Origin of the sequence: Dongia rigui (assembly GCF_034044635.1) — a bacterium.
In the GTDB taxonomy this organism is placed as follows: Bacteria; Pseudomonadota; Alphaproteobacteria; order Dongiales; family Dongiaceae; genus Dongia; species Dongia rigui.
This window is the reverse complement of record NZ_JAXCLX010000004.1, coordinates 111,106-134,168: the sequence shown is the minus strand read 5'-3', so window position 1 is coordinate 134,168 and position 23,063 is coordinate 111,106. Positions and strand designations below refer to the sequence as shown.

Below are 23,063 nucleotides of genomic sequence, written 5' to 3'. Positions count from 1 at the left end.
CGGCCGGGTCATGTCGGCAAGGCAAGTGCTATTCGGCAGCGAGCCGAGCAGCACCACCCGATTGATCGGCCAGATAGTTCAATGCTTCTTGGACCCCGCCTGCCTTGTGCGGGATCTTGGCAGCGCCAAGGCCCATTTCGACGCCAAACAGCGCGCCGCCCAGCATCAGATCGTTGGTATCGCCCAGATGCCCGATGCGAAAGGCCTTGTCGGACAGCCGACCCAGGCCGCCGCCGAGCGGCATGTTGAATCGCTCCAGCACCAGCTTGCGGAAGCCGTCGGCCGAGTATCCCTCCGGCATGAAGGCTGCGGTGATTGATCGGCTGTAATCCTTGGGCTCGGCACAGACGATCTCCAAACCCCAGCCGCGAATGGCACGGCGCGTTGCTTCGGCATGGCGCGCATGGCGGGCAAAGACGTTCTCCAACCCCTCTGCATCGATGAGATTGAGCGCCTCCCTGAGGCCAAAGAACAGGTTGCAGGCCGGCGTGTAAGGAAAATTGCCGCCGGTATTGGCGACCAACGGCTCCCAATCCCAGAAGGCGCGCGGCAGCTTGGCATGCTTCGATGCCGCCACAGCCTTCGGACTGACCGCACAGAACGCAAGGCCCGCTGGCAGCATCAGCCCCTTTTGCGACCCGCCGATGGAGACGTCGACGCCCCATTCATCCATGCGAAAATCGGCGCTGCCCAGCGATGAAATCGTATCGACCAGCAGCAGCGCCGGGTGACCGACGCGGTCGATCGCCTGACGGATCTCGGCGACCCGCATCATGCAGCCATTGGCGGTTTCATTGTGGACCAGCAGCACGGCCTTGATCTTCTTTTCGCGATCCTCGGCAAGGGCTGCCTCGATCGCAACCGGGTCCGGCGCGCGGCGCCAGTCGGTGGCGATTGTCTGCACCTGCAGGCCCAGCTTCTTCGCCATCTGGGTCCACAGCAGCGCGAACTGGCCGCTGTCAAAGCCCAGCACCGTGTCACCTGGAGAGAGCGTGTTGACAAGGGCCGATTCCCAAGCCCCCGTGCCTGACGCCGGGAAGATCAGCACCGGCTGCGTCGTCTTGAAGATCGGCTTGATGCGCGCCAGCACTTCGGTCGCCAGCTGGGCGAATTCCGGACCGCGGTGGTCGAGCACCGGTGCCGCGATGGCACGCAGCACACGCTCCGGAATATTGGTCGGCCCCGGAATATTCAGGAACTGCCGGCCTGGCTGATAGCTCATCTTCTCTCCCCATGCGTTTGTCGCTTGCTGGAGATAAGCGTGAGGCCGAGGGCGATATCGGGCTGGTCCGAAAACGACGTTGATCAATGACCGAACGCCGACATCACCTCGAAAGTAACGCGCGCGTTGTTACTTGTCCGCTTGGATAATTAGTGCGTCGACGGCAACAGCGCCTTTCGGCAGAACCATCAGCGGATTGGCGTCGAGCTCGACCAGATCGCCGCGATGCGCTTCGGCATATTGCGCCACCGCCATGACAGCGTTAACAACGGCTTCGATATCGCCTGCCGGTTTGCCGCGATAGCCGCGCAGCAGTTTGGCGATCTTCAAGCCATTGATCGCCTTCTCGACCGTCTTGCGCTCGGTCGGCAGCAGCAGCAGCGCCGCGTCCTCAACCATCTCCACCAGGATGCCGCCGGCACCAACCACCAGCGCCAGGCCGAATTGCGGATCGCGTTTCACGCCAATGATGAGTTCGGCCACGACGTCCTTGACCATCGCCTCGACCAGGACCTGCTCGATCTTCAGTCCGGGTTTATAAGCCGCGACACTCTCATGCATGCGTGCGATCGCTGCCTCAACCTCGCCCGAGGATTTGAGGTTGACCGCAACGGCGCCCGCTTCGGTCTTGTGGGCGATGACGGGCGCAGCGACCTTCAGCACCACTGGGAAGCCGAGTTCGGTGGCAGCCTTGGCAGCATCCACCACCGGCACAATACGGCTTTGAGGAACCTTCAAGCCGAACGCGCCCAAGGCGGCCTTGGCGGCATGTTCGGAGACAATCCGCGTGGGTCCATCCAGTACCGGGGTGAGCGGCATGGCGAGCGCGTCGGTCGAACCGGCCTTCAACTCTTCGCGCTGCCGGGCAAAACGTGCTGTGGCAGCAAAGGCGCGCATCGCTTCCGGCAGGCCCTGCATCGGTGCTGCATGCTGCTTCGCCATCCGCTCGCGCACCCGCGCCGGCAGAAGTTCCGGCAGCGTCGCCGTGACAATCGGCATTTTGCCATAGGTGGCACAGGCACTCATGATCGCATTGACCGATGCATCGCACGCCTTCTCGCTCGCTTCGCCATCGACGGCGTAATCGAGGATCAGCATGCCGGCGTCATAGTCACCGCGCATCACCGTGCCGAAGCATTTGGTCAGCAGGTCCTCATGGCTCCACAGAGACGTGTTGTAGTCCAGCGGGTTGGTGACGCTGGCGAAATTCGGCAGCTGGGTCTTGAGATCGGCGACCTGTTCCGGGCTGTGCGGGTTGAGCGGCACATCGAGTTCTTCCGCCAAGTCAGCCGTCATCAGCCCGTCGCCGCCCGAGCAGGTAAAGACCGCGAGGCTCTTGCCCTTGGGCAATCCCGCAATCGAGATGAGCTTCATCGTCTCCAGAAGATCGGGGATCGAATTGACGCGGATGACGCCGAGCCGCGCGAACAGCGCGTCATACATGCGGTCGCTGCCGGCCAAGGACGAGGTGTGGCTCATGGCGAGTTGGCTGCCCAGTTCCGACTTGCCGGCTTTGAGCGCGATCAGCGGCTTGCCATTGGCCAGCGCCTTGGCGGCGGCACGGCTGAAGGCCGGAATGTCGCTGATCGCCTCGATATAGAGACCGATCGCCGTGACCTTCGGATCCTCGGCCAGTGCATCGACGAAATCGGCAACGTTGAGGACCACCTGGTTCCCTGAGGTGATGACATAGGCGAACGGGACCGAGCGATCATTGCAGGTGAGATTGAGCGCGATGTTGCCGCTCTGCGCCACCAGGGCACAGCCGGTCTCAACCAGCGCGCCATTGTGCCCCGTCGGCCACAGCACGATACCGTTGAGATAGTTGAGGATGCCATAGCAGTTCGGCCCCACCACGGCGAGATCGCCTGCCGCAGCGATGAACTGCTTCTGCAGCTCGACACCTTCGCCACCCACCTCGGCATAGCCCGCCGCGTAACAGATCGCCCCACCCGCCCCGCGCGCGCTGAGTTCCTTGAGTATCTCGATCGTCGCTTCGCGCGGCACGGCGATGAAGGTCGCATCCGGCGCTTCGGGCAGTGCCGCGATGCTGGGGTAGCATTTGCGCCCACCGAGTTCCTGATATTTCGGATTCACCACCCAGACCTCGCCGGCAAATCCGGCCTGCGCACAGCGGGCGATGGAATCGGCCATGGCCTGTCCGCCGACGATGCACACATGACGCGGCTTGAGGAGGCGCCGGATATTCTGCTGCCGCTTGGTATTCATCTGGGGGATTCCAATTCCGTCGTGATCCGTTAGAAGTGCTGATACCAAAGCTTGGGGGCATGAGACAAGTCGCCATCGGCTTGATTAAAAACGACACGCGGGAGACGACCATGAAGCACGACATCCTCATTCGCCATGGTGACGTTATTGATGGCAGCGGCAACAAGCGCTTTGCCGCGGATGTCGGCATCACCGGCGACCGCATCAGCGCCCTGGGCGATCTCGCGGGCGACACGGCGCCCGAGGTAATCGATGCCACCGGTTGCATCGTCGCCCCTGGTTTCATTGACTGCCACGCCCATGACGACATCGCCCTCCTGGCCGAGCCGGACATGCCGTCAAAGGTCAGCCAGGGCTGCACGACGGTGGTCGTCGGCAATTGCGGCTTCAGTGCCGCGCCGCTTACCCCGCGCGACAGCTATCCCCTGGATTTCCTGCTGGGCGATCAAAGCTATTACCGCTTCCCGCGCTTGGCCGACTATTTCGCGGCCCTTGAGGAGGCGCCTGCCGCCGTCAACAGCGCTGCCCTGGTCGGCCATTCGGTCCTGCGCGTTGAATGCATGGACCAACTGGACCGGCCGGCGACGGACGCCGAGATCGCGGTCATGGGCCAGCGCCTGAAACAGGCCCTGGCTGACGGCGCGATCGGCTTCTCCACCGGCCTGGAATATCCCAGCAACAAGGCAGCGGATACGCGCGAGGTCGTGGCCCTTGCCCGCCTGGCCGGTGAAGCCGGTGCCGTCTACACCACCCATTCCAGGAACTACGACGCCCAGTTCCGCGCAGCGCTTGAGGAGGCGATCGAAATCGGCCGCGCCGCCGCGACGCCGGTGATCCTCTCCCACCACCAGGGGGACGGACCGGAGAATATCGGCCATACCGCCTGGTCGCTGCCGATGATCGATAACGCCCGCAAGGCCCAGGCGGTCGCTCTCGACGTCTACCCCTATAACGCCGCAGCCACGATCATCGACCCGGCCTTCGTCATTTCGGCCTCCCGGATCCTCATCAGTTCCTCACAGCCGCACCCGGAAATGGCCGGCCGCGAACTCGACGATATCGCCGCCGAATGGGCCGTCGACCGCGACACCGCCGCCCAGCGCCTGATCCCGGGCGGCGCGATCTATTTCTGCCAGGATGAGGCCGACGTGCAGCGCATCCTGCAATACGGCCCCACCATGATCGGCAGCGATGGCCTGCCCGGCGGCGAGATCAACCACCCGCGCCTCTGGGGCAGTTTCCCCCGCGTTCTCGGGCATTACGCGCGCGATCTCGGGCTTTTCGATCTAGAGACGGCGATCCATAAAATGACTGGCCTCACCGCCCGCCGCTTTGGCCTCATCGATCGCGGAAAACTGGCTGTCGGAGCTTTTGCCGATGTCACAGTCTTCGACCCTGCCACGATCATCGACCGCGCCACGTTTCAGGATCCGATCGCGCCCAGCCATGGCATTCGATTTGTGCTTGTAAATGGGGCCTTCACGTGGCGCGAAGGTGCCGCGACGGGCACCCGTCCGGGACGGCCTCTGCCGCGTCGTGCCAGCGTTCCGTCACAAACGTTAAGCGCGCCGCAACCATTCTCGATCGCCGACTTTTGACGGAAACGCACACCTTTGTGACGCCACAGCATTGGCGACTCATTAACACTCGGGCTATATCATAAGGGTGCTGCGCAAGAGAAAATTTGCAGCAGCCCAAACCCCCAGTGACCGGCTCGACAATGGACTTTTTGAAGGTCAGCAAGCGTAGATTCCATTCGATGATCTCATCGGATCGGCTGCGCGCGGACCTCGTCAGCCGGCGCAGAGTCCTTTTCGGCCTCGGCGGTGCGGCCTGCGCGGCGGGCGCCATCGGCTTCGGCCTGCCCCTGCTTTCCGCCCCGGTTCGAACGAGCGCCCAGGAACTCAGCTATTTCCGGGTCGGCGCCGGTGCGCCGGGCACGCCCATTTACGAATTGGCCGGCCTCATCGGCGGTGCCATCAGCAACCCGCCGGGGACCCGCAGCTGCGACGAAGGCGGCTCCTGCGGCATTCCGGGCATGATCGGCCTCGCCCAGACAAGTTCCGGTTCGGTCGAAAACCTCGGCCAGCTGCGCTCCAAGCTCGTCGAATCCGCTGTCGCCCAGGCCGACATCGCCTACCTCGCCTATAGCGGCAAGGACATCTTCAAGACCCCCGGCAAGGATGCGGGCCTGCGGGCCATCTGTGGCCTTGGCCGGCTCAACGTGAAAATCATCGTCGGCCCTCAGTCGGCCGCCAAGGACGTGCCGGCGCTCAAGGGCCTGCGCGTCAATCTCGGCGGCGAGAACAGCGACAACGCCGTGACCGCCCGGCAGATCCTGGGCTTTCATGGCCTGTCGACCAAGCGCGTGAAGCCGAGCTATCTGGATTTCCCGGCCGCCAGCGAAGCGCTGGCTGCAGGCAAGATTGACGCGATGATCGTGGTCGATGCTCTGGACAGCCGCGACGTCACCAATCTTGCCAACTCGATGCCCGTGCGCTTCCTGCCCATCACGGGCGAGGCGGTCAACAAGATGATGAAAAGCTACGGCTTCATTGCCAGCGGCGTCATCAAGGCGAACACCTTCCGCAATATTCCCGACACGCCGACCGTCGAACTGGTCGCCGTCTGGCTGGTCCCGTCGACACTTGATGCCGAGATCGCCTACGAGCTCACCCGGGCCGTCTGGCTCGAAGCCACACGCAAGAACCTCGACCAGGTTTCGGCTGCGGGCAAGGCGCTTGACCTGCAACTCGCCATCGCCGGCGTCAGTGTGCCTTTCCATGCCGGCGCGCTGAAATACTACGATGAACATGGCGTGACCCGGTTCCTGCCGGCCGCCCTGCGGGCCGACCCGGCGATCAAGACCAACTGATCGCACACCTGCGGCGGCGGTAAAATCTCCGAACCCCGGGACCTAAGCGTTTTCCCGCGTGTTGATGGTGCAGTCCTGCTGCCCATCTCCGCCACACTGTTCAGGGAATATGCTCATGGCCGTTCGCGCCCTTGTCCTCCTTTTCGCGATGCCCGCGCTGGCCGCCTGCACCAGCATGCGCAATACGGAGCCGGCGCGAACCGCAACCGAGCAGCTGCTCCTCTCGACGGCGGCGGAAGCCCAGGCGCAGAGCCTCGATTTCGGCGTCCCCGCCGGCAAGAAAGTCTTCGTCGAGCCAGCCAATTTCGAAGGCTATGACGCCAAGTATGCGGTCGCCGCCATCCGCGAACAAGCGCTGCGCAAGGGCTTGCATCTGGTGCAGGAAAAGAAGGATGCGGAATGCATCATCGAAATCCGTGCCGGCGCCCTCTCCGCCGATCAGAAGAAGCTGCTGGTCGGCATCCCCAGCTTCGACCTTCCCGTGCCGCTGGCGGGTGGCGCCTTCACCTTCCCCGAAATCGCTTTTTATAAACGACAGACCGACATGGGCGTCGCCAAGTTTTCGGCCGCCGCCTATGACGCCAAGGAAGGCACGCTGATCGCCACGGCATCACCCGCGCCCAGCGCTTCCTACACCAAGGAGACGGTCCTGCTCTTCTTCATCTCTTGGTCCGACGACAATCTCAATCGCCCAAGCGACTGAACGACGACCTCCACTGCTGTGACAAATGCGGCGGTGACGGCGAAGGTTAATCGATCTCGATCACGACCCCTGTGGCAATCGGATGAAACGGCGCCATGTGACGCTTTCTCCGCCAATGCACCGATGTCCGCTTAAGCAAATGTTCATCCCGCTGGCGAACCCTGTTCTTGCAGGGGAATCGCAGCAAGGGGTCGTGGCATGGGTCGTCGTCGAATTGCCAACTGCGCGCAGCGCGGCGCGGGGCGGATTGCGGTTTCGCTGATCGTTGCTGGCACCAGCATGGGACCAGCGCAGGCCGAGGATGGAAAGAAGCGTCCCCTCCAGCTGGCCCTCCATGTCGATCTGCTCAATGACCGCATGGCCGATGCGGATGCGAGGACCGCCGAACCCCAGACATTCAGAGCGCCCACCCCGCTGAGCCTCATCGGCCTCCCACTCACATTCGGGTCGCGCGACGCCGATATCGGCGCGGGTGCGGGCGTCGAGGCCAGCATGAGCGGCACCTATGACACGAAACTTGCAGACAAGATGACGCTCGAATGGCGCGCCGGCCTTTCCAAAACCAAATACATGAGCGACGGCTGGGGTACCGATATCGCCAAGGCGGCGGCAACTTGGCGCTATGGCGACGACGATTTGGCGCTGAGCTTTGAACCTGGCTGGCGCGTCACAGTGGTCGAAGGCGAAATTGACGCCAGCGATTACGACGCTGCCCTCAGGCTGGAAAACGGCATAGGGAGTGGGCTCAGCTGGGTGAACAGCCTGCGCTATCGCCGGCATGACGCGACCGCGCTCGGCGGCGATGGGTCGAAAGCCACAGCCCGCACGGCCTTCGCTTACCGTTTCGATAAGCGCAGCTCGCTCGATTTCTCCTTTGACGCGACCTACGCGCTGTCGACAGAAAACGGCCGCAAGGTCGGCAGTCTCGGCGACCTCGACGCCGTTGCCAACGATTTCGACCCATCGGTCGCCATGTCCTTTCCCCTATCCGACGAAATCGAATTCGCGGCCAGCTTGCGCTACTGCCGAAGCACCGATGAATTGCCCCGCTTCACCAGCGATGCACGTCAAAGCGAAGACACCCAGCATCTCGACATGCGGCTGGCCTGGCATAACCTCGACCCGATGCTGCGCCCCATGGATCTCAGCGCCGGCTACACCTTCGACCGCCTCGACAGCACGGAGCCAGGGGGCGATGCCCTGACGCATACCGTTAGTCTGGCCTTTGCGGTGGAATTCTGAGCCACCCCCGCGGACCGTGCCGCCCGGCCAACTAGCGGGGCAACCGATTCTGTGGAAAGCTCCCTCCTACCCCCTTCAGGAGCCGTCCCCGGTGTTGGAAATCCGCCTGCCCGTCGCTGCTGACCATCCCGCCCTCGCTGATCTCTTCATCGAAATGCAGGCGCACTATCAGGTTCCATGCCCGTCCCGCGACGATCTCACCCAAACCTTCGCCCGATTGCCATCCGGTGCCGAAATGCTGATCGCATGTGACGCCAAGGAGTGCCTCGGCTTCGCTGCCTTTGGCACGATCTTTCCCGGTCCCGGCATCCGTTCGGGATTCTTCCTCAAGGAGCTCTTCGTGACAAAGCCGGCGCGCGGGAAAGGCATCGGCCGCGCATTGATCGAGGCGGTCGCCGCGCTCGCTGTCGCCCGCGGCCATCAGCGCGTCGACTGGACGGCTGATCGCAACAACCAGCAGCTGGTCGATTTTTACAGGGGGATAGGTGCCGTTGTGCAGGAAGAGAAGGTATTCTTCCGCCTGAGCGGGGAGGCGCTGCGCAACAGGGCGAAGTAGATCCGCCGCTTCAGCCCCCTACCCCACGACCTCGACCCGAATCCGATAGACGCCGGGCTCAGGCTCGCTGCCATCCAGCAGCTTGTTCCCCGTCACCTCGCAGAAATGGGCGAAGTCTTTTGGGGCGCCGGGGTCGGTGGCATCCACTTCCAGGATATCACCCGGTGCCAGTTCCTTGATTAGTTTGCGCGCCTTTAAGACCGGAATCGGGCATTTGAGGCCGCGGGCGTCGTATTGGCGGATCATGCGGTGGCTCCTTCGCGCGCAGTCTTTGTTTCACGTCTCGCCTGCCAGGATTCCAGCAGGCTGGCGCTGACGATGAGGACGCCGCCAAGGATCTTGTGCCACCCCAGTTCCTCACCGGCGAGCCACGCCGCCGATCCGACGCCAACGACGACCTCCGATGTCATGAGGATGCTGGCCCGCCCGGGCGACAGGCGTGCAGCACCCCAAAGGCTCAAGACCATCGCCGGCACCACCCAGATGAAGCCGGCGGCGATGATCCACGGCACGGCGCTCATCAACGTCGATGCTTCCGGCCAGGCGGCTGGCCCGTAATGGTCGCCAATGAGCAGGTAGACCAGAAGGCCGATCGGCAGCGCGCAGCCGAATTGCGCGATGCTCTTATCGAGCACGGAAATGTGTGACCACATGCGCGCCGTTAGCAGTGCCACGGCCCAGCACATCCCGGCCGCCAACCCCATCCACTCGGCGAGGCCGGACGGCCAGGGCGCTCGGCCACCGACGCCTTGCAGGATGACAAGACCGACGAGCGCCAGGCCGATCCCGACCCAGCGGACGGGCGTCAGCGGCGTCTTCATGAAGACGCGCTCCAGAATGGTCGACCAGATCGGGCTCAAATAGAACAGCAGGATGATGACGCCGACCTCGCCCAGCACCACGGCGACGGCAAAGAAGATGTTGCAGCAAGCGAGCGATCCACCACACAGCAGCATGCGCCAGCCGCCAGCCGCCAGTTCGCGGCGACGGGTGTAAAGGAATGGCAGCAACGGAATGAGCGGCACGCCGTAACACAGCGCCCCCGCCAAGGCGGCAGGGATGCCCGCTCCCTCCACTTCGCGCAGCGCGAACCACATCGATCCCCAGAAGATCGAGGAGCCGATCATGGCGAGGCTCGGCCACAATGTGCCGCCGCCAGGTGCCGCGTGACGGGTCTCGGCCATATCTCAGGCGACCTGCGCCCAGCCGGAAAGCTTGGCCGCCAGTTCCTGGTCCAGGATCACGTCGTACTCGTCCTCGTCGAGCACGGCGATACTGCTCAAGAACATGCGCTCCCGAATCTCCTCAAGCGCCGGGTCACTGAAAGCCGCCGCCAGGCCGCTGCGCAGCGCTGCCACGTCTTCGACCGGGCGCTCCAGGCCGGTGATATAGGGCAGACAGGGCGCCGGCGCGGTCAGATCCAGGACACGCAGACCCTCGACTTCCGCCGGCGCCACCGCCGTGATCAACGTCCAGGTGACGCAATCGACGGCGCAGAAATCCGCCAGGCCCTGCTTGACCAATTTGGCAGATTGCCGGTGCGCGCCGCTTTCGAGGGCCTCGCGCAACAGCCCGTTGGTGATGCCCTGCCCTGCCAGATAATGCTTCAGGATGTTGCAGCCGGACTGTGAATCCTTGCTGTTATAGGCGGCAATGCGCCCGGCCAGATCGGCGCCCTTGGTGGCCGCATCGCCCTCGCGCACGATGATGAGCGAGCGATAGGTGCTGCCCTCGCAGCCCGGTGCATCGAAGCAAGGGGTGGCCAGGTAGCGAACCTGGTCCTTGAGATCATGCGTGAGCGGATAGCCGCAAGTCTGTGCAAAGACGAGATCGCGTGATCGCCACAGGGCATAGGGGTCGCTCGGCCGCGTCAACTCCTCCGGCAAGCCGACGACACCGGCGGCCGAGATATGACTGCGGAGGCCCGTCCAGAAGGCGTCCGTCGTCTCTTTCAACTCCGGGAGATCGTACATCGGCAGGGCGGCAATCATGGTCATTCACTCTGTTGGGTTTTCATGAGGTCAGAAAGGCAGCGCCGCGCCGCCACTGCCAGGATATTGGGGCAGCTTGTCTGGGATCTGGTAGTAATCGCCCTTGTCGGCCACGAAGATATGGTGCCGTTGCCGCGGCGAGACTGGCGCGTCGAATACGCCGGCCGGAATTGAAACCGCGTCGGCCCCGCTGCGTTCCCAGAACAGCGAACTGCCACAGCGGTCGCAGAAACCACGCCGCGCCTGGTCGGACGATTGATACCAGCGGACATGCTCGCCGCCATTGAGCGTGATGTCGGCCCAATAGGCCTTGCTATAGGCCGGTGCATGGCCATGCCAGCGGCGGCACTGGCTGCAATGGCACTGGCTGATATCGCGCAACTTGCCATTCACCGTCAGGTCGACCGCGCCACAGAGGCAGCGGCCGTGGTGGCTTTGCCTTTTCTCCGGGGCGCCGACCGCGGGTGCTGGGGCGCAAGGGGCGGCCTTCGCCGATGACTGGCTGAACTGCGGCAGATCATCGACGATGTCGTAATAGTCACCCTTGAAGGCGACCCAGATGTGCTTCGACACTTGGAGATTGCTCGGTCCGTCCAACACGCCCATGGTGATGTCCAGGCCGTCGCTGCCGACGTTGCGCCAAAACAGCTTCGACCCGCATGTCCGACAGAAACCGCGCTCGGCATCATTGCTGGATCGGTACCAGACGACTTGCTCGCTGTTCGTTAGCTTCAACCGCGCCGCCGGGACCGAGGTATAGACGCCAAGCGCCCCGTGCCAGCGCCGGCACATGGCGCAATGGCAGGCGGCAGGTACGGTAAGCGGCCCTTCGATCTCGAAACTGACGGCCCCGCAAAGGCAGTGGCCGTGATATGTATCGTGCGACATTAACCATTCCCTCCCCGGCCGGAGCATAACCGCCAGCTGAGTTCCAACCAAGAGGGGCCGGACGAGCAGCGCGCATGCCGGGTATTAGTATTTCTTCATTGCTGGGAATCCGCACATTGAGTAGGAATAACCCTACTCAACCAGCGCCCATTGAGGCACATGACTGCCGAGACGCACACCGCAGAGCCCTTGCGGTCCAATAAGGGCGAAATAGGCCGCCACGCTTACGAGGCCGATGTCCCGACTTTGCTGCTGGCAGCTGGGATATACGCAGCCTTTTTCTTCACAACCTGGAACTTCCAAAGCCTGCCCTGGTGGGCGTTATTGCCCATGGGCGCCTGCATCGTCTGCCTGCACGGCTCGCTGCAGCACGAGGCGGTGCATGGCTATCCGTTCAAATCCCGCCGGCTCAACCGCTGGATCGTCGGCTGGTCGCTGTGGCTGTGGATACCCTATGACCTCTATGTGAAGACCCATACCCGTCATCACATCGACCAGGATCTCACCGATCCGTTCCTGGATCCGGAATCCAATTATCTGACCGAAGAGCAATGGGCGCAAATGTCGGGCCTGCACCGCGCCGTGCGCCAGATGATGCGCACCCTGGCCGGGCGCATGTTGCTGGGGCCGGGCTATTATACCGTTGCGTCCATCAGGGAATGCGCCCGCGACCTGGCCTCGGGCGATCGCTATCGGATCGTCCCTTGGCTATGGCACTTTTTCACCGTCGCCATCATCCTCACTTGGGTCATCGGCGTGTGCCAGATCCCGTTCTGGGCCTATGTCGCCCTCTTTGCCTATCCGGGAACGTCGATGGCGCTGGTGCGTTCATACGCCGAACATCGTGCGGCACCCGATGAGAAGACGCGCTCGATCATCTGCGAGGCGGGCGCCTTCTGGGGCTTCATGTTCCTTTACAACAATCTCCACGCGCTTCATCACGCCGAACCGGCTTTGGCCTGGTACAAGCGCCCGGGGCGGTATCGCCAGCTGAAGTCTCAGCTGCTGCGGGAGAACGGCAATTACTTCGTCCCCGGCTATGGGGCGATTGCGCGAGCCTATCTCTTCAGGCCCAAAGAGCCGATCTTCCACCCGTTCAAAAAGGCCAACTAGACGACACGCGTGTCGTCCAGCTGGTGCCTTTGACTTAAGCCGAAATCGGTCCCTGGAAGGGCAGCGAGCGATGCCGCTTGCCGGTGGCGGCGAAGATCGCATTGCCGATAGCCGGCGCCAGAGGCGGCAGGCCCGGCTCGCCGATGCCTGAGGGCGCTTCGCCGGATTTGACCAGATGCACCTCGACCACCGGCATCTCCTTCATCCGGGTCGGTTCGTAATCGTCGAAATTGCTCTGCTCGACTTGCCCGTCCTTCAGCGTGATGCGATTGCGCAGGATCGCCGACATGGCAAAACCGATCGCACCTTCGACCTGGGCCGACACCACGTCCGGGTTGACGGCGACGCCGACATCCACCGCAGCCACGATGCGATTCACCTTGAAGCCGCTCTCGCTCGTGGTGACTTCCGCCACCATGCCGACATAGGAGCCGAAGGAATGGTGCATCGCGATGCCTTGGGCACTGCCCGCCGGCATCTTCTTGCCCCATTCCGCCTTCTCGGCCACAAGCCTCAGCACGCCTGCTTCGCGTGATCCGTCCTTCAGATAGGACAGACGGAAGGCCAGCGGATCCTGCCCGGCCTTATGGGCCAGTTCGTCCATGGTCGTTTCCATGACATGGGCGGTGTGGCTGTGCCCGACCGAGCGCCACCACAGCACCGGCACTTCGGTCTTGGCGTTGTGGACATCGACCGCGAAATTCTCGATCTGATAGGGCGTCTCGGCGACACCCTCGACCGTGGTCGCATCGACACCGTCCTTGACCATCATGCCTTCGAACGGCGTGCCCACCAGGATCGACTTGGCGACAATCGCGTGCTGCCAGCCTGTGATCCGGCCATCCTTCAGGCCAGCCTTCAGTTTATGGAGCACCATGGGGCGATAGAGGCCGCCTTTGATATCATCCTCGCGCGTCCAGACCAGTTGCACCGGCGCCTTGCCGCCGATCGCCTTGGCGATATGGGCGGCCTCGACCGCCCAATCGGCAAAGGCATTGGCACGGCGGCCGAAACTGCCGCCGCTCAGCAGGGTGTGGATCTTGATCTTGTCGGGCGTCGTGCCCAGGACCTGGCTCACAGCATAGTCGTCGATGCTCTGGAACTGGCTGCCGCCCCAGATCTCGGCACCATCCTTGGTCAGTTCGATGACGCAGTTCATCGGTTCCATCGGCGCGTGCGCCAGGAAGGGGAAGACGAATTCCGCTTCATGGACGTCGCCACCACTGCCAAGGGCCGCCGCCGCGTCACCGCGGCGATCCGCCTTGAGGCCCGGCGTGACGGCAAGCTCACGGTATTCCGCCAGCATGTCATCGCTCGAGCGGCTTTCAGACTTGTCGAGCTGCCAGTCAATTTTTAGCACCTCGCGCCCCCGCATCGCCGCCCAGGTGTCCTTGGCAAGAACGGCGACACCGCTGGGGATCTGAACCACATCGACAACGCCGGCGATCTTGCGCGCCGCGGCGTCGTCAACCTTCCCAACCGTGCCGCCGAAACGCGGTGGCCGCGCGACCATGGCGACCAGCATGTTCGGGCGGCGGTAATCGAGCGCAAAGATCGCCTTGCCCGTCGTCTTGCCCGGTGTATCGAGACGGGGCAGTTTCTGGCCGATATACTTCCAGTCCTTCGGTTCCTTCAGCTTGATCTCTTCGGGAACCGGCTCCTTCATCGCCGCTTCGACCAATTCGCCAAAGCGGGCGGATTTGCCCGACGGGTGTTTCAGCACGCTGTTCTCGACCGTGATTTCCGCCGCCGGCACATTCCATTGCTTGGCTGCCGCCGAGACGAACATCGCCCGCGCCGCCGCTCCCACCTGGCGCATCTGGGTCCAGGAATTGGCCATTGAGGTGCTGCCGCCGGTGCCGATATAGGACCCAAAGAACAGGTTGTTGAACACCTTGGGATTGTTCGGCCCATGGTCGAAGCGCACTTTCGACCAATCGGCATCCAGCTCTTCAGCCACCAGTGTCGGCAGGCCCGTGCTGACGCCCTGCCCCATTTCAAGATGCTTCAACAACACCGTCACGGTGTCGTCACTGTCGATGCGCAGGAAGAAATTGGGATCGATCGCCGGTTTGGGCGCGGCGGCCGCCTCGCCTTCCGCCAAGGCAAACCGGCCGAAGGGGACGAAGGCGCCCAGAACGAATGTCGCGCTGGTGACGGCAGCACCTTTCAGGAAGGCACGGCGTGAGGTGGTCGTGTCTGCTTGCATCTTCAACATCGTCATCTCCCCCTCAAGCCAGCGACTTGGCGGCTTCGTGGATCGCCGCGCGGATGCGCTGATAGGTGCCACAGCGACAGATATTGCCCTCCATGCCGGCGTCGATATCCGCATCCGTCGGTGCCTCGTTCACCGAGAGCAAGGCGATCGCCGACATGATCTGCCCCGACTGGCAGTAGCCGCATTGCACCACGTCCAGCTTCTGCCATGCCGTCTGCACGGCCTTGGCCACCTTGCCGTCGAGGCCTTCGATCGTGGTGATCTCGCTGCCGACAACATCGCCGACCATGGTCGAGCAGGAGCGGCGCGATTCACCATCGACATGGACGGTGCAGGCGCCGCATTGGGCGACGCCGCAACCGAACTTGGTGCCCGTCATGTTGAGCCGGTCCCGCAGCACCCACAGCAATGGCATTTCCGGCTCGACGTCCAGATCGTGGTTCTGACCGTTAATGTTGAGTGTGATCATGTGATCCTCCTTATCCGGTCTCTTATTTCGGGCACTCGCTGCCGCCGGCGAGCCATGTCTTGACATGCTCTGTCAGCTCGGCGCGCGGCATGGAAACAGGCGTGCGTCCCTTGCCGGGGTTCCAACCCCAGCCGACGAGGTCGTCTTCCGAGAAATGCGTGACCAATTGTTCGCCGTTGCGGTTGCCGTTCTGCTTGGGGTCGCGCAGCTGGCGGCAGATATCGCCGGAGCTCAAACCCTGCCAGTTCATCTCCAGCGGCGCCAACGACCAGCCGGGTGCGCCGGGTACGCCCGAGGTCGGGTTGTTGCCGGTCTGGCTATGGCAGGTGGTACAGCGCATGCCAGGAACGCCCATATTGTCCTCGCCCCGCACCACCAACGGCACATGGAGGCGCCGCTCGTCGCCCTGCAGCGGTGACTGCACCTGGTGGCAGTTCAAGCAGCGCGGGTTTTCAAGAACGGTAACGATCTGATCCCAGGCTTTGAGGCTGTCGGCGGCACTGGCCGTCGTTTCGCCCTGGCTGGCATTGTGGTTGGCTTCCCAGAACAGCAACGCCGTTCCGAACAGTACGGACAACGATATGGCGGCAATTTGGCGAAGACCATTCCGCGCTGAACGCATCAGCGACTCCCATTGGCTGGCTGCCCCATGACAGGGCGACTGACGTGAGACACAAATTGGAACACGATTCCGGGCTGGCTCAAATGCCCGATTGTCCGCTTTGCTTGCACAAAACTGCGAAGCGCCGGTGTCCGATCAATAACGGTCGGAATCACCCTCCGGTGACAGGGGCCAAGGCTCGGCGCTGACACCGTTGACGGTGGTACCGCCCTGCGCCACCTGGGAAACATAGTTAAGGAAGCCCGCCGGAAAATTGAGGATCGGGACGCTGAGACTGTTCAGCTTCTGCGTCATCTCGGGCGTCAACTTCACGTCCAGTGCCCCCAGATTGTCCTCCAGCTGCGCCAGCGTTCGTGCACCAATGATCGGTGCCGCAACGCCGGGTCGCCCCGACACCCAGGCCAGAGCCACGCGCGACGCGGTCGTGTTGAGGCTTTCAGCCATTTCAACGAGCGCATCGACGATGGTGTAGGCCTTGTCCGTGAGTGCCGCTGTCACGCGTTCGCCACGACCCGCCTGTGCCGTGGTGCCGCGCCGATACTTGCCGGTAAGAGCACCACCTTTGAGCGGCGACCATGGCGTGATGCCGAGACCATGCTCCAGCGCCATCGGCACCAGATCGCCTTCTACCGTGCGCTCAAGCAGCGAATATTCGATCTGCAGGGCGATGAGGGGCGCCCAGCCGCGAAACCGCGCGATGGTCTGCGCCTCGGCACATTTCCAGGCCGGCGTGTCGGAGAAGCCGATATAGCGCACCTTGCCGCTTTCAACCAGATCATCGAGCGCGCGCATCGTCTCCTCGATCGGCGTCAGCGGGTCCCAGGCATGGAGCCAATAAAGATCGATATAGTCGGTTTGGAGGCGGCGCAGCGAATTCTCGCAGGCCGCGATGATGCTCTTCCGGTTGGCGCCGCCGCCATTAGGATCGCCGCGATAGAGATTGCCGAAGAACTTGGTGGCAATGACGGCCTTGGCCCGCTTGGCCACATGGCGGCCGAGCTGATCGCCGATGATCTTTTCCGAATGACCCTTGGTATAGATGTTGGCGGTATCGATGAAATTGCCGCCACGATCGAGATAGGCGTCGAGAACTCGGTTCGCCTCATCGACCGAAGATCCCCAGCCCCATTCCTCGCCAAAGGTCATGGTGCCAAGGCAAAGCGGTGAAACACGCAGGCCGGAACGGCCGAGAGTCACGAAATGATCAAGCGGCATGGTGCACCCTCAAATGATGGGATGAAAGATGCCGCGATTGGACCACGGAGAGGCCCGCCGCTTAATACCCGTTCCTGTCAGAAAGTTGCATGATTCTGCCTGGCACAAAGAAAGATGGCCCGCTTCGGGCGGGCCATGAGTTCGTGGAGATATCGAAAGGTTGCGGTAACTACATACGGCGCACGGTCACCAGGAAAGCGTCGACGCGGGTTTCAAGTTCCTCTGCCTGGCGGGCGAGATCCTCAGAGACGTCGAGCACGGTCGCCGAGGCCTGGCCGGTATCTTCGGCCGCGCGTGAGACGCCGCCGATATTGGCGGATACTTCCCGCGTTGCCGCTGACTGCTCCACCACCGCGCTCGAAATCGAGGCGCTGATCTGGCTGACATTCTGAATGATGTCCGCAATCTCACGGATCGACAAAGCGGTCTTCTGGCTGGAACCCTGGATGTCGGTGATCTGGTCGGCGATCTCGCTGGTCGCTCTCCCGGTCTGGGTCGCCAGGCTTTTGACCTCGTTGGCGACGACGGCGAAGCCCTTGCCGGCCGCACCGGCACGGGCCGCCTCGATCGTGGCGTTGAGGGCGAGCAGGTTCGTCTGTCCGGCGATACTGGTGATGAGATTGGTCACCGCGCCGATCTTGTCAGCAGCGCCGACCAGGCCACCGACCATGGCTTCGGATTCCCTGGCCACATCGACGGCACTGGAAATGACCTTGTTCGCACCTTCGATCTGGCGGGCAATCTCTTCGACCGAACTCGACAATTGTTGCGACGCGGCCGACGCCATCGCCGACTGCTCATTCGTCTGGCTTGCCGCATCGGACAATGAGGCAGCCGTCGACTTCATATTCTGCGCCGATGCCGCGACCTGCCGAACCAGATTCTTGACGTTCGCTTCGAACTGGGTGGCAAGCGCCGCATTCTCAATCTTGCGTTTCGAGAGATCGGTCGCGAATTTGACAACCCGAGATGTCTTGCCGTTGGCATCGAGCACAGGGTTGTAGCTGGCTTCGATCCAACATTCCTTGCCGCCCTTGCCGATGCGCTTGTATTGGCCGGCTTGGAACACGCCGGCACGCAGCCTGTCCCAGAACTGCTTGTATTCGGCGCCGTCGCGGTCCGCAGGCTCGACAAACATGCTGTGATGCTTGCCCTTGATTTCTTCCAGCGTATAGCCGACCACGTCCAGGAAGTTCTTGTTGGCGTGAACGATGGTGCCATCGAGCTCGAAATGGATAACTGCCTGCGAGCGATTGATGGCCGCGACTTGGCCCTCGAGCTCAGCCTCCTCGCGCACCTGCTGCGTGATATCGGTGGCGATCTTCACGACCTTGTAGGGTCGGCCTGACCGGGTGAGCACAGGATTGTAGCTGGCCTCGATCCACACCTCGCGACCGCCCTTGCCGATGCGTTTGAAGCGTTTGGCCTGGTAGGTACCAGCGCGCAACGTCTTCCAAAAATCGCGATAGGCGTCGGATTGCCGTTCGTCCTCGGCGACAAAGAGGCTGTGATGCTTGCCCTTGATCTCGTCCAGCCTGTAGCCGACGGCCTTCAGGAAATTCTCATTGGCCGTCAGGATGATGCCATCAAGGTCGAATTCGATGATCGCCTGTGAACGCCGGAAGGCCGCCAGGATCAAGGCAGCATCGCCACGCAGGATTGACCCAAACATTTCGCTCCACCTCTCAAGCGCGAGCATATGCTCAACGGTGGGGCCAATATCTGCTAATTGTACGAATAGTCAGTAAAGTTTCTTCGTACAACACACACGATAATATATCTTTTTTCGGTATTACTTTCGCTTTTAATCCTATCGAATAGGATTCTTCCGAAAATGAAGATGTTAGCCGCAGCGAAGGTCGCCCCTCGCGCCGCCCTCAAATCTGCTTCACCCCGCCCTCGGCCTTGCGGCGGCCGATGAAGTCCTTCATCGCCTCGTCGATGGCCGGATCAATCGCCGGTGCTTCGAACTCCGCCAGCGCCTGCTTCCACAGGGTATTGGCGCGCTGTGCCGCATCCTGCGCCCCGGCGAGACGCCAAGTTTCATAGTTGCGCCAATCCGAGACCAGCGGCGAATAGAACGCCGTCTCGTAACGCGCCAGCGTGTGCGCGGCACCAAAGAAGTGCCCGCCCGGGCCGACCTCGCGCATCGCTTCAAAACCAAGCGCATCTTCCGAAACATCGAGCGGCATCATGAACTCGCTCATGCCCTGGATCATCTCGGCATCGATGACCATCTTTTCGAACGAGGCGACGAGCCCGCCTTCCATCCACCCGGCGCCGTGCAGGATCAGATTGGCGTGGCCCATGACGGCGCCCCACAGCGACATCTGCGATTCATAAGCGGCCTGCGCATCGACCGTGTTCGAGGCGCAGGCATTGCTGGAGCGATAGGGGAATCCGTATCTGCGCGCGAGCTGGCCGCCGGCCATCGCCGCGCGCGTGTATTCCGGCGTTCCGAAGGCAGGCGCCCCCGTCTTCATGTCGACATTCGAGGTGAAACCGCCATAGACGCAAGGGACACCGGGATTGACCATCTGCGTGAACGCCAGACCCGCCAATGCCTCTGCATTGGCCTGCGCCAGGGCGCCGGCAATGGTCGCGGGCGCCATCGCGCCCGACAGCGTGAAGGGGGTAAGGACGATCGGCTGTCCGGCCTTCGCCATCGCCTGCAGGCCTTGCAGCATCGGCGTATCGAGGCGCAGCGGCGAATTGCTGTTGATGATCGAAAAGACGCTGGGCTCCTTGGCAAGCTGCTCCTTCGAGATGCCACGCGCCAACGCTATCAGTTCGATCGCATCCTCGATGCGTTCGTTGCCCAGCGAATACGGGTGCCACACCTTGTCGGTGAGCGTCGCTGCCATATAGAGCGCATCGAGATGACGCGTGCTCGGCGGCAGATCGGCGGGCTCGACCGGGTAGCCACCCAGGAACTGCACCGCATTCAACGACTGCGCCAGACGCACGAGGTTGCAGTAATCCTCGAAATTGCCCGGACGGCGGCCCTTATCCATATCGGAGACATTGGGCGCCGATGCGACCGAGCCGAAATTGATGTGGTTGGCGCCAAAGGTGAGGTTGTGCGCCGCGTTGCGCGCATGCAGCGTGAACGTCTTCGGCACCGTCTTGATCTTTTCCATGACCAGCGCGGGATCGAAGCGCACCAGATTGGAACCGGCCTTCACCTCGGCACCGTTTTCTTTCAGGATGCGCAGCGCGTTCTCTTCCAGGAATTCGATGCCGAGTTCCGAGAGGATGCGCAGCGACGTCTGGTGAATGGCCTCGATCTGGTCATCGCTCAGCACCCGGACCGGATCGTAATTGTTGCGATGATTGCGCCAGGGGAGCTGCTTCAGCCCTTTCGCCTGCCTGGTGTTGCGGCGACCGCGCGCCTCGCGCGCTGCTTCCCGTGACATGATAAGCCTCGTTGGGTGTTAAATTCCAACACCCAAACTAGCAAATGGCGGAGGCGGCGGGCGTTAGAAAGTCTCATGGAACGCATTCCGGGGCGGAATTTGGCGTCGATCGCCAAACTACCAGGGGCTCGCCCGAACGCCGAAAATCGCAATCCGCCCCTAATTTGCCTCCTCGTCGTCCGCAAGACGCCCAAATGCCCCGCCAGTCTAACGCGTTCCCCATCCATCAGGGCCTTTCCCATGGACCAGATTATCGCGGCTGAATTTGTCATCGGCTCGGTCGCCTGCCTGTTTACCTTCCTGGCTCCGCGCTCCCTTCGCAGGGGGTACTTCGCCTTGCTGTTGGTCGTGGTAGCGACCTTCGCATTCCTTATCCACCGATCGCGGGGCAATTCACCGGGCGCGGGCCTCGACGCGATGTTTGTGATCATGACTGAAATATCGGTCATCTGCGGCTCGATACTCGGCGTCATTTTCCGTTGGCTTTGCACGAAGGAAAACTCAAGCGAGTTGATCGGCTTGCAATCTCCATCACCCTTTCAACTCCATCATTTCGAGATTGTCGGCGCAGGGATGATCGTCACATATCTCGGCGGCCTAATGATGATACCCTTGCTCCAAGGCCGCGCTGCATTACTTCAATGCTTGATGTTGGGCTCGGCAACACTTCTAATCGTGGGCTCGCTTCATGGTGCCCGTGTGTCGAACCGGTATGTTCAATGGGTCATGCTCCCCGCCTCATGCGGACTGTTCATGGCGATGATTGGCCTGAGCGCCATTATGAGTTTCTTAGGAGGCGCTTTCTATACGACACGAATCGTCGAGAGTGCGGAGCAGGCGGCAGGAAACACGCCGTATTGCATTGAGGTTGCGAACAATGACGGCCCAGGCTCCTACCATGCCGCCGTATCCCTATGGGATCTCCACCCGCTCGTGATGACCGCGAGATATCCATACTCCGAGCGGCATGCCAAAATCGTCACGGCCCAACCGGCGAGCAGCACGCGGGCGCATTGGAGTTACAACGCCGGTCGTTTCGTTCCCTCATGGGCGTTGTCTTGGGAGGTCGGAGACTCTCCCGCCTGCACGCCCGCGCTGGGCTTTGCCGCAGATCTTTCATGGTTCCATTGGCAGCACTAAAGGCTGTCATCCGGGGCGAAACGGAGAACGGCGCCGATAAGGGCGCCGTTCAACTATTCATTCATTTGCCGGCAGTAGATGCCCGGATCTTCGCCCGGACATGACGGATGTTTCTAAAGGTTCGGTCCGATTTCTCCCGTCATCCCCGGCCTTGACCCGGGGATCCACTCCAGGAAAGGCTTAGTTCGCCGCGGCGACCTCGGGGGCGCCGACGCCTTCCTTGAGGTTGATCTTCTTGGCTGTCGTCTCACCGGCCGTGATGACAATCGGCTCGCTGCCCCAGAGCTTGGCGCCAAGACGTGCGACGGCCAGATAGCGGCCTTCGCGCAGCATCAAGGTGGGGTCCGGCTTGATGCTGCTGGCGACCAGCTCGTAGACCCCAGGAGCATTGGGGCGCTGGCGCAGGATCTGCCAATTGAGGGCCTCGGCCTGGGTCTTCTGCTTCTTCGGCTTCAAGGCCGTCAGCTTCGCATAGCCCGCGTACATGTTGAGCGTGTATTTCAGCGACTGGCCGGCCTGGATCGGAATGACGAGGTCGGCCTTGGCGTCCTTGAAATGGGCACGCACGACATAGGAACCGCCGGGCAAGCTGAACTGGCCAACAGCGGCCTTCTGCTCGGCGATCTTCTCGCCGTTTTCAGTGGCACCCTTGCGATACTCATAGACTTCCCAAAGGACCGGCTCTTTGACCGGGTTCTTGCCCTTGCTCAGCTTCATGTTGATGGAGAGCTGCGCCGGTGGGCCAGCTTCCGGCTTCTTCGATGCGGTCTGTTTGCTCGGGTCGGCAAGGACCAGCGAGCGCGTGGTCGCCGACTTGCCGATCAGGATCGCCTGGCTGCTCTCGATTTTGCCGAGCTTGGCGGTCACCAAATACTGGCCGGGATCGAGCTTCGTGACGAGACGCGCACCCTTGCCGGTCGCCGAGGGCTTCGCCTCGGGCTTGCCGGTTTCCTTGTTCACCTTCACCACCGACCAGGCGATGTCGCCCTTCACTTCGGCGCCGCCAGCCTTTTCGACCGCAAGCAAGGTGACGTCGGCTGCACGTGCCGTCGAGACGCTAAGACCGACAATTACCGCGAGGCTGGCGCAGAAGGCCGCCAGCGAAAGAATGAGTGAGCGCAAAGCCCGCCCTCCACCAGTTGGAGCAACGCACGGGGAAGGAAT

At 62.3% G+C, this 23,063-nt stretch carries 20 protein-coding genes; 7 read left to right on the top strand and 13 right to left on the bottom strand.

The window, feature by feature from the left end; genetic code table 11:
* Positions 1-28 precede the first annotated feature (28 nt).
* Together SMD31_RS19485 and SMD31_RS19480 are read right to left on the bottom strand one after the other, a co-directional pair.
* Positions 29-1,222: a pyridoxal-phosphate-dependent aminotransferase family protein gene (locus SMD31_RS19485; RefSeq protein WP_320502609.1), complete on the bottom strand. Its 1,194-nt coding sequence runs from the start codon at positions 1,220-1,222 to the stop codon at positions 29-31.
* Between the two features lie 129 nt (positions 1,223-1,351).
* The gene (locus tag SMD31_RS19480; RefSeq protein WP_320502608.1) at positions 1,352-3,451 is read right to left on the bottom strand and encodes an acetate--CoA ligase family protein; all 2,100 of its coding nucleotides are present in this window, start codon (positions 3,449-3,451) and stop codon (positions 1,352-1,354) included.
* A 59-nt stretch (positions 3,452-3,510) separates the two neighbouring features.
* Between SMD31_RS19480 and SMD31_RS19475 the strand changes: the two genes are divergently transcribed.
* The 5 genes from SMD31_RS19475 to SMD31_RS19455 all read left to right on the top strand — a co-directional run bounded on the left by SMD31_RS19475 (position 3,511) and on the right by SMD31_RS19455 (position 8,827).
* Positions 3,511-5,049: an N-acyl-D-amino-acid deacylase family protein gene (locus SMD31_RS19475; RefSeq protein ID WP_320502607.1), complete on the top strand. Its 1,539-nt coding sequence runs from the start codon at positions 3,511-3,513 to the stop codon at positions 5,047-5,049.
* Between the two features lie 161 nt (positions 5,050-5,210).
* The gene (locus SMD31_RS19470; RefSeq protein WP_320502606.1) at positions 5,211-6,326 is read left to right on the top strand and encodes a TAXI family TRAP transporter solute-binding subunit; all 1,116 of its coding nucleotides are present in this window, start codon (positions 5,211-5,213) and stop codon (positions 6,324-6,326) included.
* A 115-nt stretch (positions 6,327-6,441) separates the two neighbouring features.
* Complete coding sequence (locus SMD31_RS19465; RefSeq protein WP_320502605.1) at positions 6,442-7,029, top strand: DUF6655 family protein; 588 nt, start codon at positions 6,442-6,444, stop codon at positions 7,027-7,029.
* 198 nt (positions 7,030-7,227) lie between these two features.
* Complete coding sequence (locus tag SMD31_RS19460) at positions 7,228-8,271, top strand: hypothetical protein (protein WP_320502604.1); 1,044 nt, start codon at positions 7,228-7,230, stop codon at positions 8,269-8,271.
* Between the two features lie 91 nt (positions 8,272-8,362).
* Positions 8,363-8,827 (top strand): GNAT family N-acetyltransferase, encoded by a 465-nt coding sequence (locus tag SMD31_RS19455; protein ID WP_320502603.1) that lies wholly within the window; start codon positions 8,363-8,365, stop codon positions 8,825-8,827.
* Positions 8,828-8,845: 18 nt separating this feature from the next.
* Here SMD31_RS19455 and SMD31_RS19450 read toward each other — a convergent pair whose 3' ends face one another.
* Genes SMD31_RS19450 through SMD31_RS19435 form a run of 4 tightly spaced genes read right to left on the bottom strand, consistent with a single transcriptional unit; the run spans position 8,846 to position 11,706 of the window.
* Positions 8,846-9,073, bottom strand: a complete 228-nt coding sequence (locus SMD31_RS19450; protein WP_320502602.1) for a sulfurtransferase TusA family protein — start codon at positions 9,071-9,073, stop codon at positions 8,846-8,848.
* Entirely contained in the window at positions 9,070-10,011 is a 942-nt protein-coding gene (locus tag SMD31_RS19445) for a DMT family transporter (RefSeq protein ID WP_320502601.1), read from the bottom strand. Before SMD31_RS19445 ends, SMD31_RS19450 begins: the two co-directional genes overlap by 4 nt.
* A gap of 3 nt (positions 10,012-10,014) precedes the next feature.
* Positions 10,015-10,824 (bottom strand): phosphate/phosphite/phosphonate ABC transporter substrate-binding protein, encoded by an 810-nt coding sequence (locus SMD31_RS19440; RefSeq protein WP_320502600.1) that lies wholly within the window; start codon positions 10,822-10,824, stop codon positions 10,015-10,017.
* Between the two features lie 24 nt (positions 10,825-10,848).
* The gene (locus tag SMD31_RS19435) at positions 10,849-11,706 is read right to left on the bottom strand and encodes a GFA family protein (protein WP_320502599.1); all 858 of its coding nucleotides are present in this window, start codon (positions 11,704-11,706) and stop codon (positions 10,849-10,851) included.
* Between the two features lie 159 nt (positions 11,707-11,865).
* Here SMD31_RS19435 and SMD31_RS19430 point away from each other — a divergent pair, with 159 nt between their 5' ends.
* Positions 11,866-12,819: a fatty acid desaturase gene (locus tag SMD31_RS19430; protein WP_320502598.1), complete on the top strand. Its 954-nt coding sequence runs from the start codon at positions 11,866-11,868 to the stop codon at positions 12,817-12,819.
* Between the two features lie 34 nt (positions 12,820-12,853).
* Here SMD31_RS19430 and SMD31_RS19425 read toward each other — a convergent pair whose 3' ends face one another.
* From SMD31_RS19425 to SMD31_RS19400, 6 genes are all read right to left on the bottom strand, one after another.
* Entirely contained in the window at positions 12,854-15,037 is a 2,184-nt protein-coding gene (locus tag SMD31_RS19425; RefSeq protein ID WP_320502597.1) for a xanthine dehydrogenase family protein molybdopterin-binding subunit, read from the bottom strand.
* Positions 15,038-15,050: 13 nt separating this feature from the next.
* Positions 15,051-15,506 carry a (2Fe-2S)-binding protein gene (locus SMD31_RS19420; protein ID WP_320502596.1) on the bottom strand — a complete coding sequence of 152 codons (456 nt, stop codon included), beginning with the start codon at positions 15,504-15,506 and terminating at the stop codon, positions 15,051-15,053.
* A gap of 22 nt (positions 15,507-15,528) precedes the next feature.
* Complete coding sequence (locus SMD31_RS19415; protein ID WP_320502595.1) at positions 15,529-16,128, bottom strand: hypothetical protein; 600 nt, start codon at positions 16,126-16,128, stop codon at positions 15,529-15,531.
* Positions 16,129-16,263: 135 nt separating this feature from the next.
* Complete coding sequence (locus tag SMD31_RS19410) at positions 16,264-17,343, bottom strand: aldo/keto reductase (protein ID WP_320502594.1); 1,080 nt, start codon at positions 17,341-17,343, stop codon at positions 16,264-16,266.
* A gap of 169 nt (positions 17,344-17,512) precedes the next feature.
* Positions 17,513-19,015 (bottom strand): methyl-accepting chemotaxis protein, encoded by a 1,503-nt coding sequence (locus SMD31_RS19405; protein ID WP_320502593.1) that lies wholly within the window; start codon positions 19,013-19,015, stop codon positions 17,513-17,515.
* Positions 19,016-19,220: 205 nt separating this feature from the next.
* Positions 19,221-20,759 carry a trimethylamine methyltransferase family protein gene (locus SMD31_RS19400; RefSeq protein ID WP_320502592.1) on the bottom strand — a complete coding sequence of 513 codons (1,539 nt, stop codon included), beginning with the start codon at positions 20,757-20,759 and terminating at the stop codon, positions 19,221-19,223.
* Between the two features lie 240 nt (positions 20,760-20,999).
* Between SMD31_RS19400 and SMD31_RS19395 the strand changes: the two genes are divergently transcribed.
* Positions 21,000-21,899, top strand: a complete 900-nt coding sequence (locus tag SMD31_RS19395) for a hypothetical protein (protein ID WP_320502591.1) — start codon at positions 21,000-21,002, stop codon at positions 21,897-21,899.
* 180 nt (positions 21,900-22,079) lie between these two features.
* Here SMD31_RS19395 and SMD31_RS19390 read toward each other — a convergent pair whose 3' ends face one another.
* Entirely contained in the window at positions 22,080-23,021 is a 942-nt protein-coding gene (locus SMD31_RS19390) for a hypothetical protein (protein ID WP_320502590.1), read from the bottom strand.
* Positions 23,022-23,063 lie beyond the last annotated feature (42 nt).

Excerpts from the sequence above, each read along its gene's own strand:
- SMD31_RS19485 (WP_320502609.1), bottom strand. The coding sequence starts at position 1,222 with ATGAGCTATCAGCCAGGCCGGCAGTTCCTGAATATTCCGGGGCCGACC.
- SMD31_RS19480 (WP_320502608.1), bottom strand. The coding sequence starts at position 3,451 with ATGAATACCAAGCGGCAGCAGAATATCCGGCGCCTCCTCAAGCCGCGT.
- SMD31_RS19475 (WP_320502607.1), top strand. The coding sequence starts at position 3,511 with ATGAGACAAGTCGCCATCGGCTTGATTAAAAACGACACGCGGGAGACG.
- SMD31_RS19470 (WP_320502606.1), top strand. The coding sequence starts at position 5,211 with ATGATCTCATCGGATCGGCTGCGCGCGGACCTCGTCAGCCGGCGCAGA.
- SMD31_RS19465 (WP_320502605.1), top strand. The coding sequence starts at position 6,442 with ATGGCCGTTCGCGCCCTTGTCCTCCTTTTCGCGATGCCCGCGCTGGCC.
- SMD31_RS19460 (WP_320502604.1), top strand. The coding sequence starts at position 7,228 with ATGGGTCGTCGTCGAATTGCCAACTGCGCGCAGCGCGGCGCGGGGCGG.
- SMD31_RS19450 (WP_320502602.1), bottom strand. The coding sequence starts at position 9,073 with ATGATCCGCCAATACGACGCCCGCGGCCTCAAATGCCCGATTCCGGTC.
- SMD31_RS19445 (WP_320502601.1), bottom strand. The coding sequence starts at position 10,011 with ATGGCCGAGACCCGTCACGCGGCACCTGGCGGCGGCACATTGTGGCCG.
- SMD31_RS19440 (WP_320502600.1), bottom strand. The coding sequence starts at position 10,824 with ATGACCATGATTGCCGCCCTGCCGATGTACGATCTCCCGGAGTTGAAA.
- SMD31_RS19435 (WP_320502599.1), bottom strand. The coding sequence starts at position 11,706 with ATGTCGCACGATACATATCACGGCCACTGCCTTTGCGGGGCCGTCAGT.
- SMD31_RS19430 (WP_320502598.1), top strand. The coding sequence starts at position 11,866 with ATGACTGCCGAGACGCACACCGCAGAGCCCTTGCGGTCCAATAAGGGC.
- SMD31_RS19425 (WP_320502597.1), bottom strand. The coding sequence starts at position 15,037 with ATGTTGAAGATGCAAGCAGACACGACCACCTCACGCCGTGCCTTCCTG.
- SMD31_RS19420 (WP_320502596.1), bottom strand. The coding sequence starts at position 15,506 with ATGATCACACTCAACATTAACGGTCAGAACCACGATCTGGACGTCGAG.
- SMD31_RS19415 (WP_320502595.1), bottom strand. The coding sequence starts at position 16,128 with ATGCGTTCAGCGCGGAATGGTCTTCGCCAAATTGCCGCCATATCGTTG.
- SMD31_RS19410 (WP_320502594.1), bottom strand. The coding sequence starts at position 17,343 with ATGCCGCTTGATCATTTCGTGACTCTCGGCCGTTCCGGCCTGCGTGTT.
- SMD31_RS19405 (WP_320502593.1), bottom strand. The coding sequence starts at position 19,015 with ATGTTTGGGTCAATCCTGCGTGGCGATGCTGCCTTGATCCTGGCGGCC.
- SMD31_RS19400 (WP_320502592.1), bottom strand. The coding sequence starts at position 20,759 with ATGTCACGGGAAGCAGCGCGCGAGGCGCGCGGTCGCCGCAACACCAGG.
- SMD31_RS19395 (WP_320502591.1), top strand. The coding sequence starts at position 21,000 with ATGGACCAGATTATCGCGGCTGAATTTGTCATCGGCTCGGTCGCCTGC.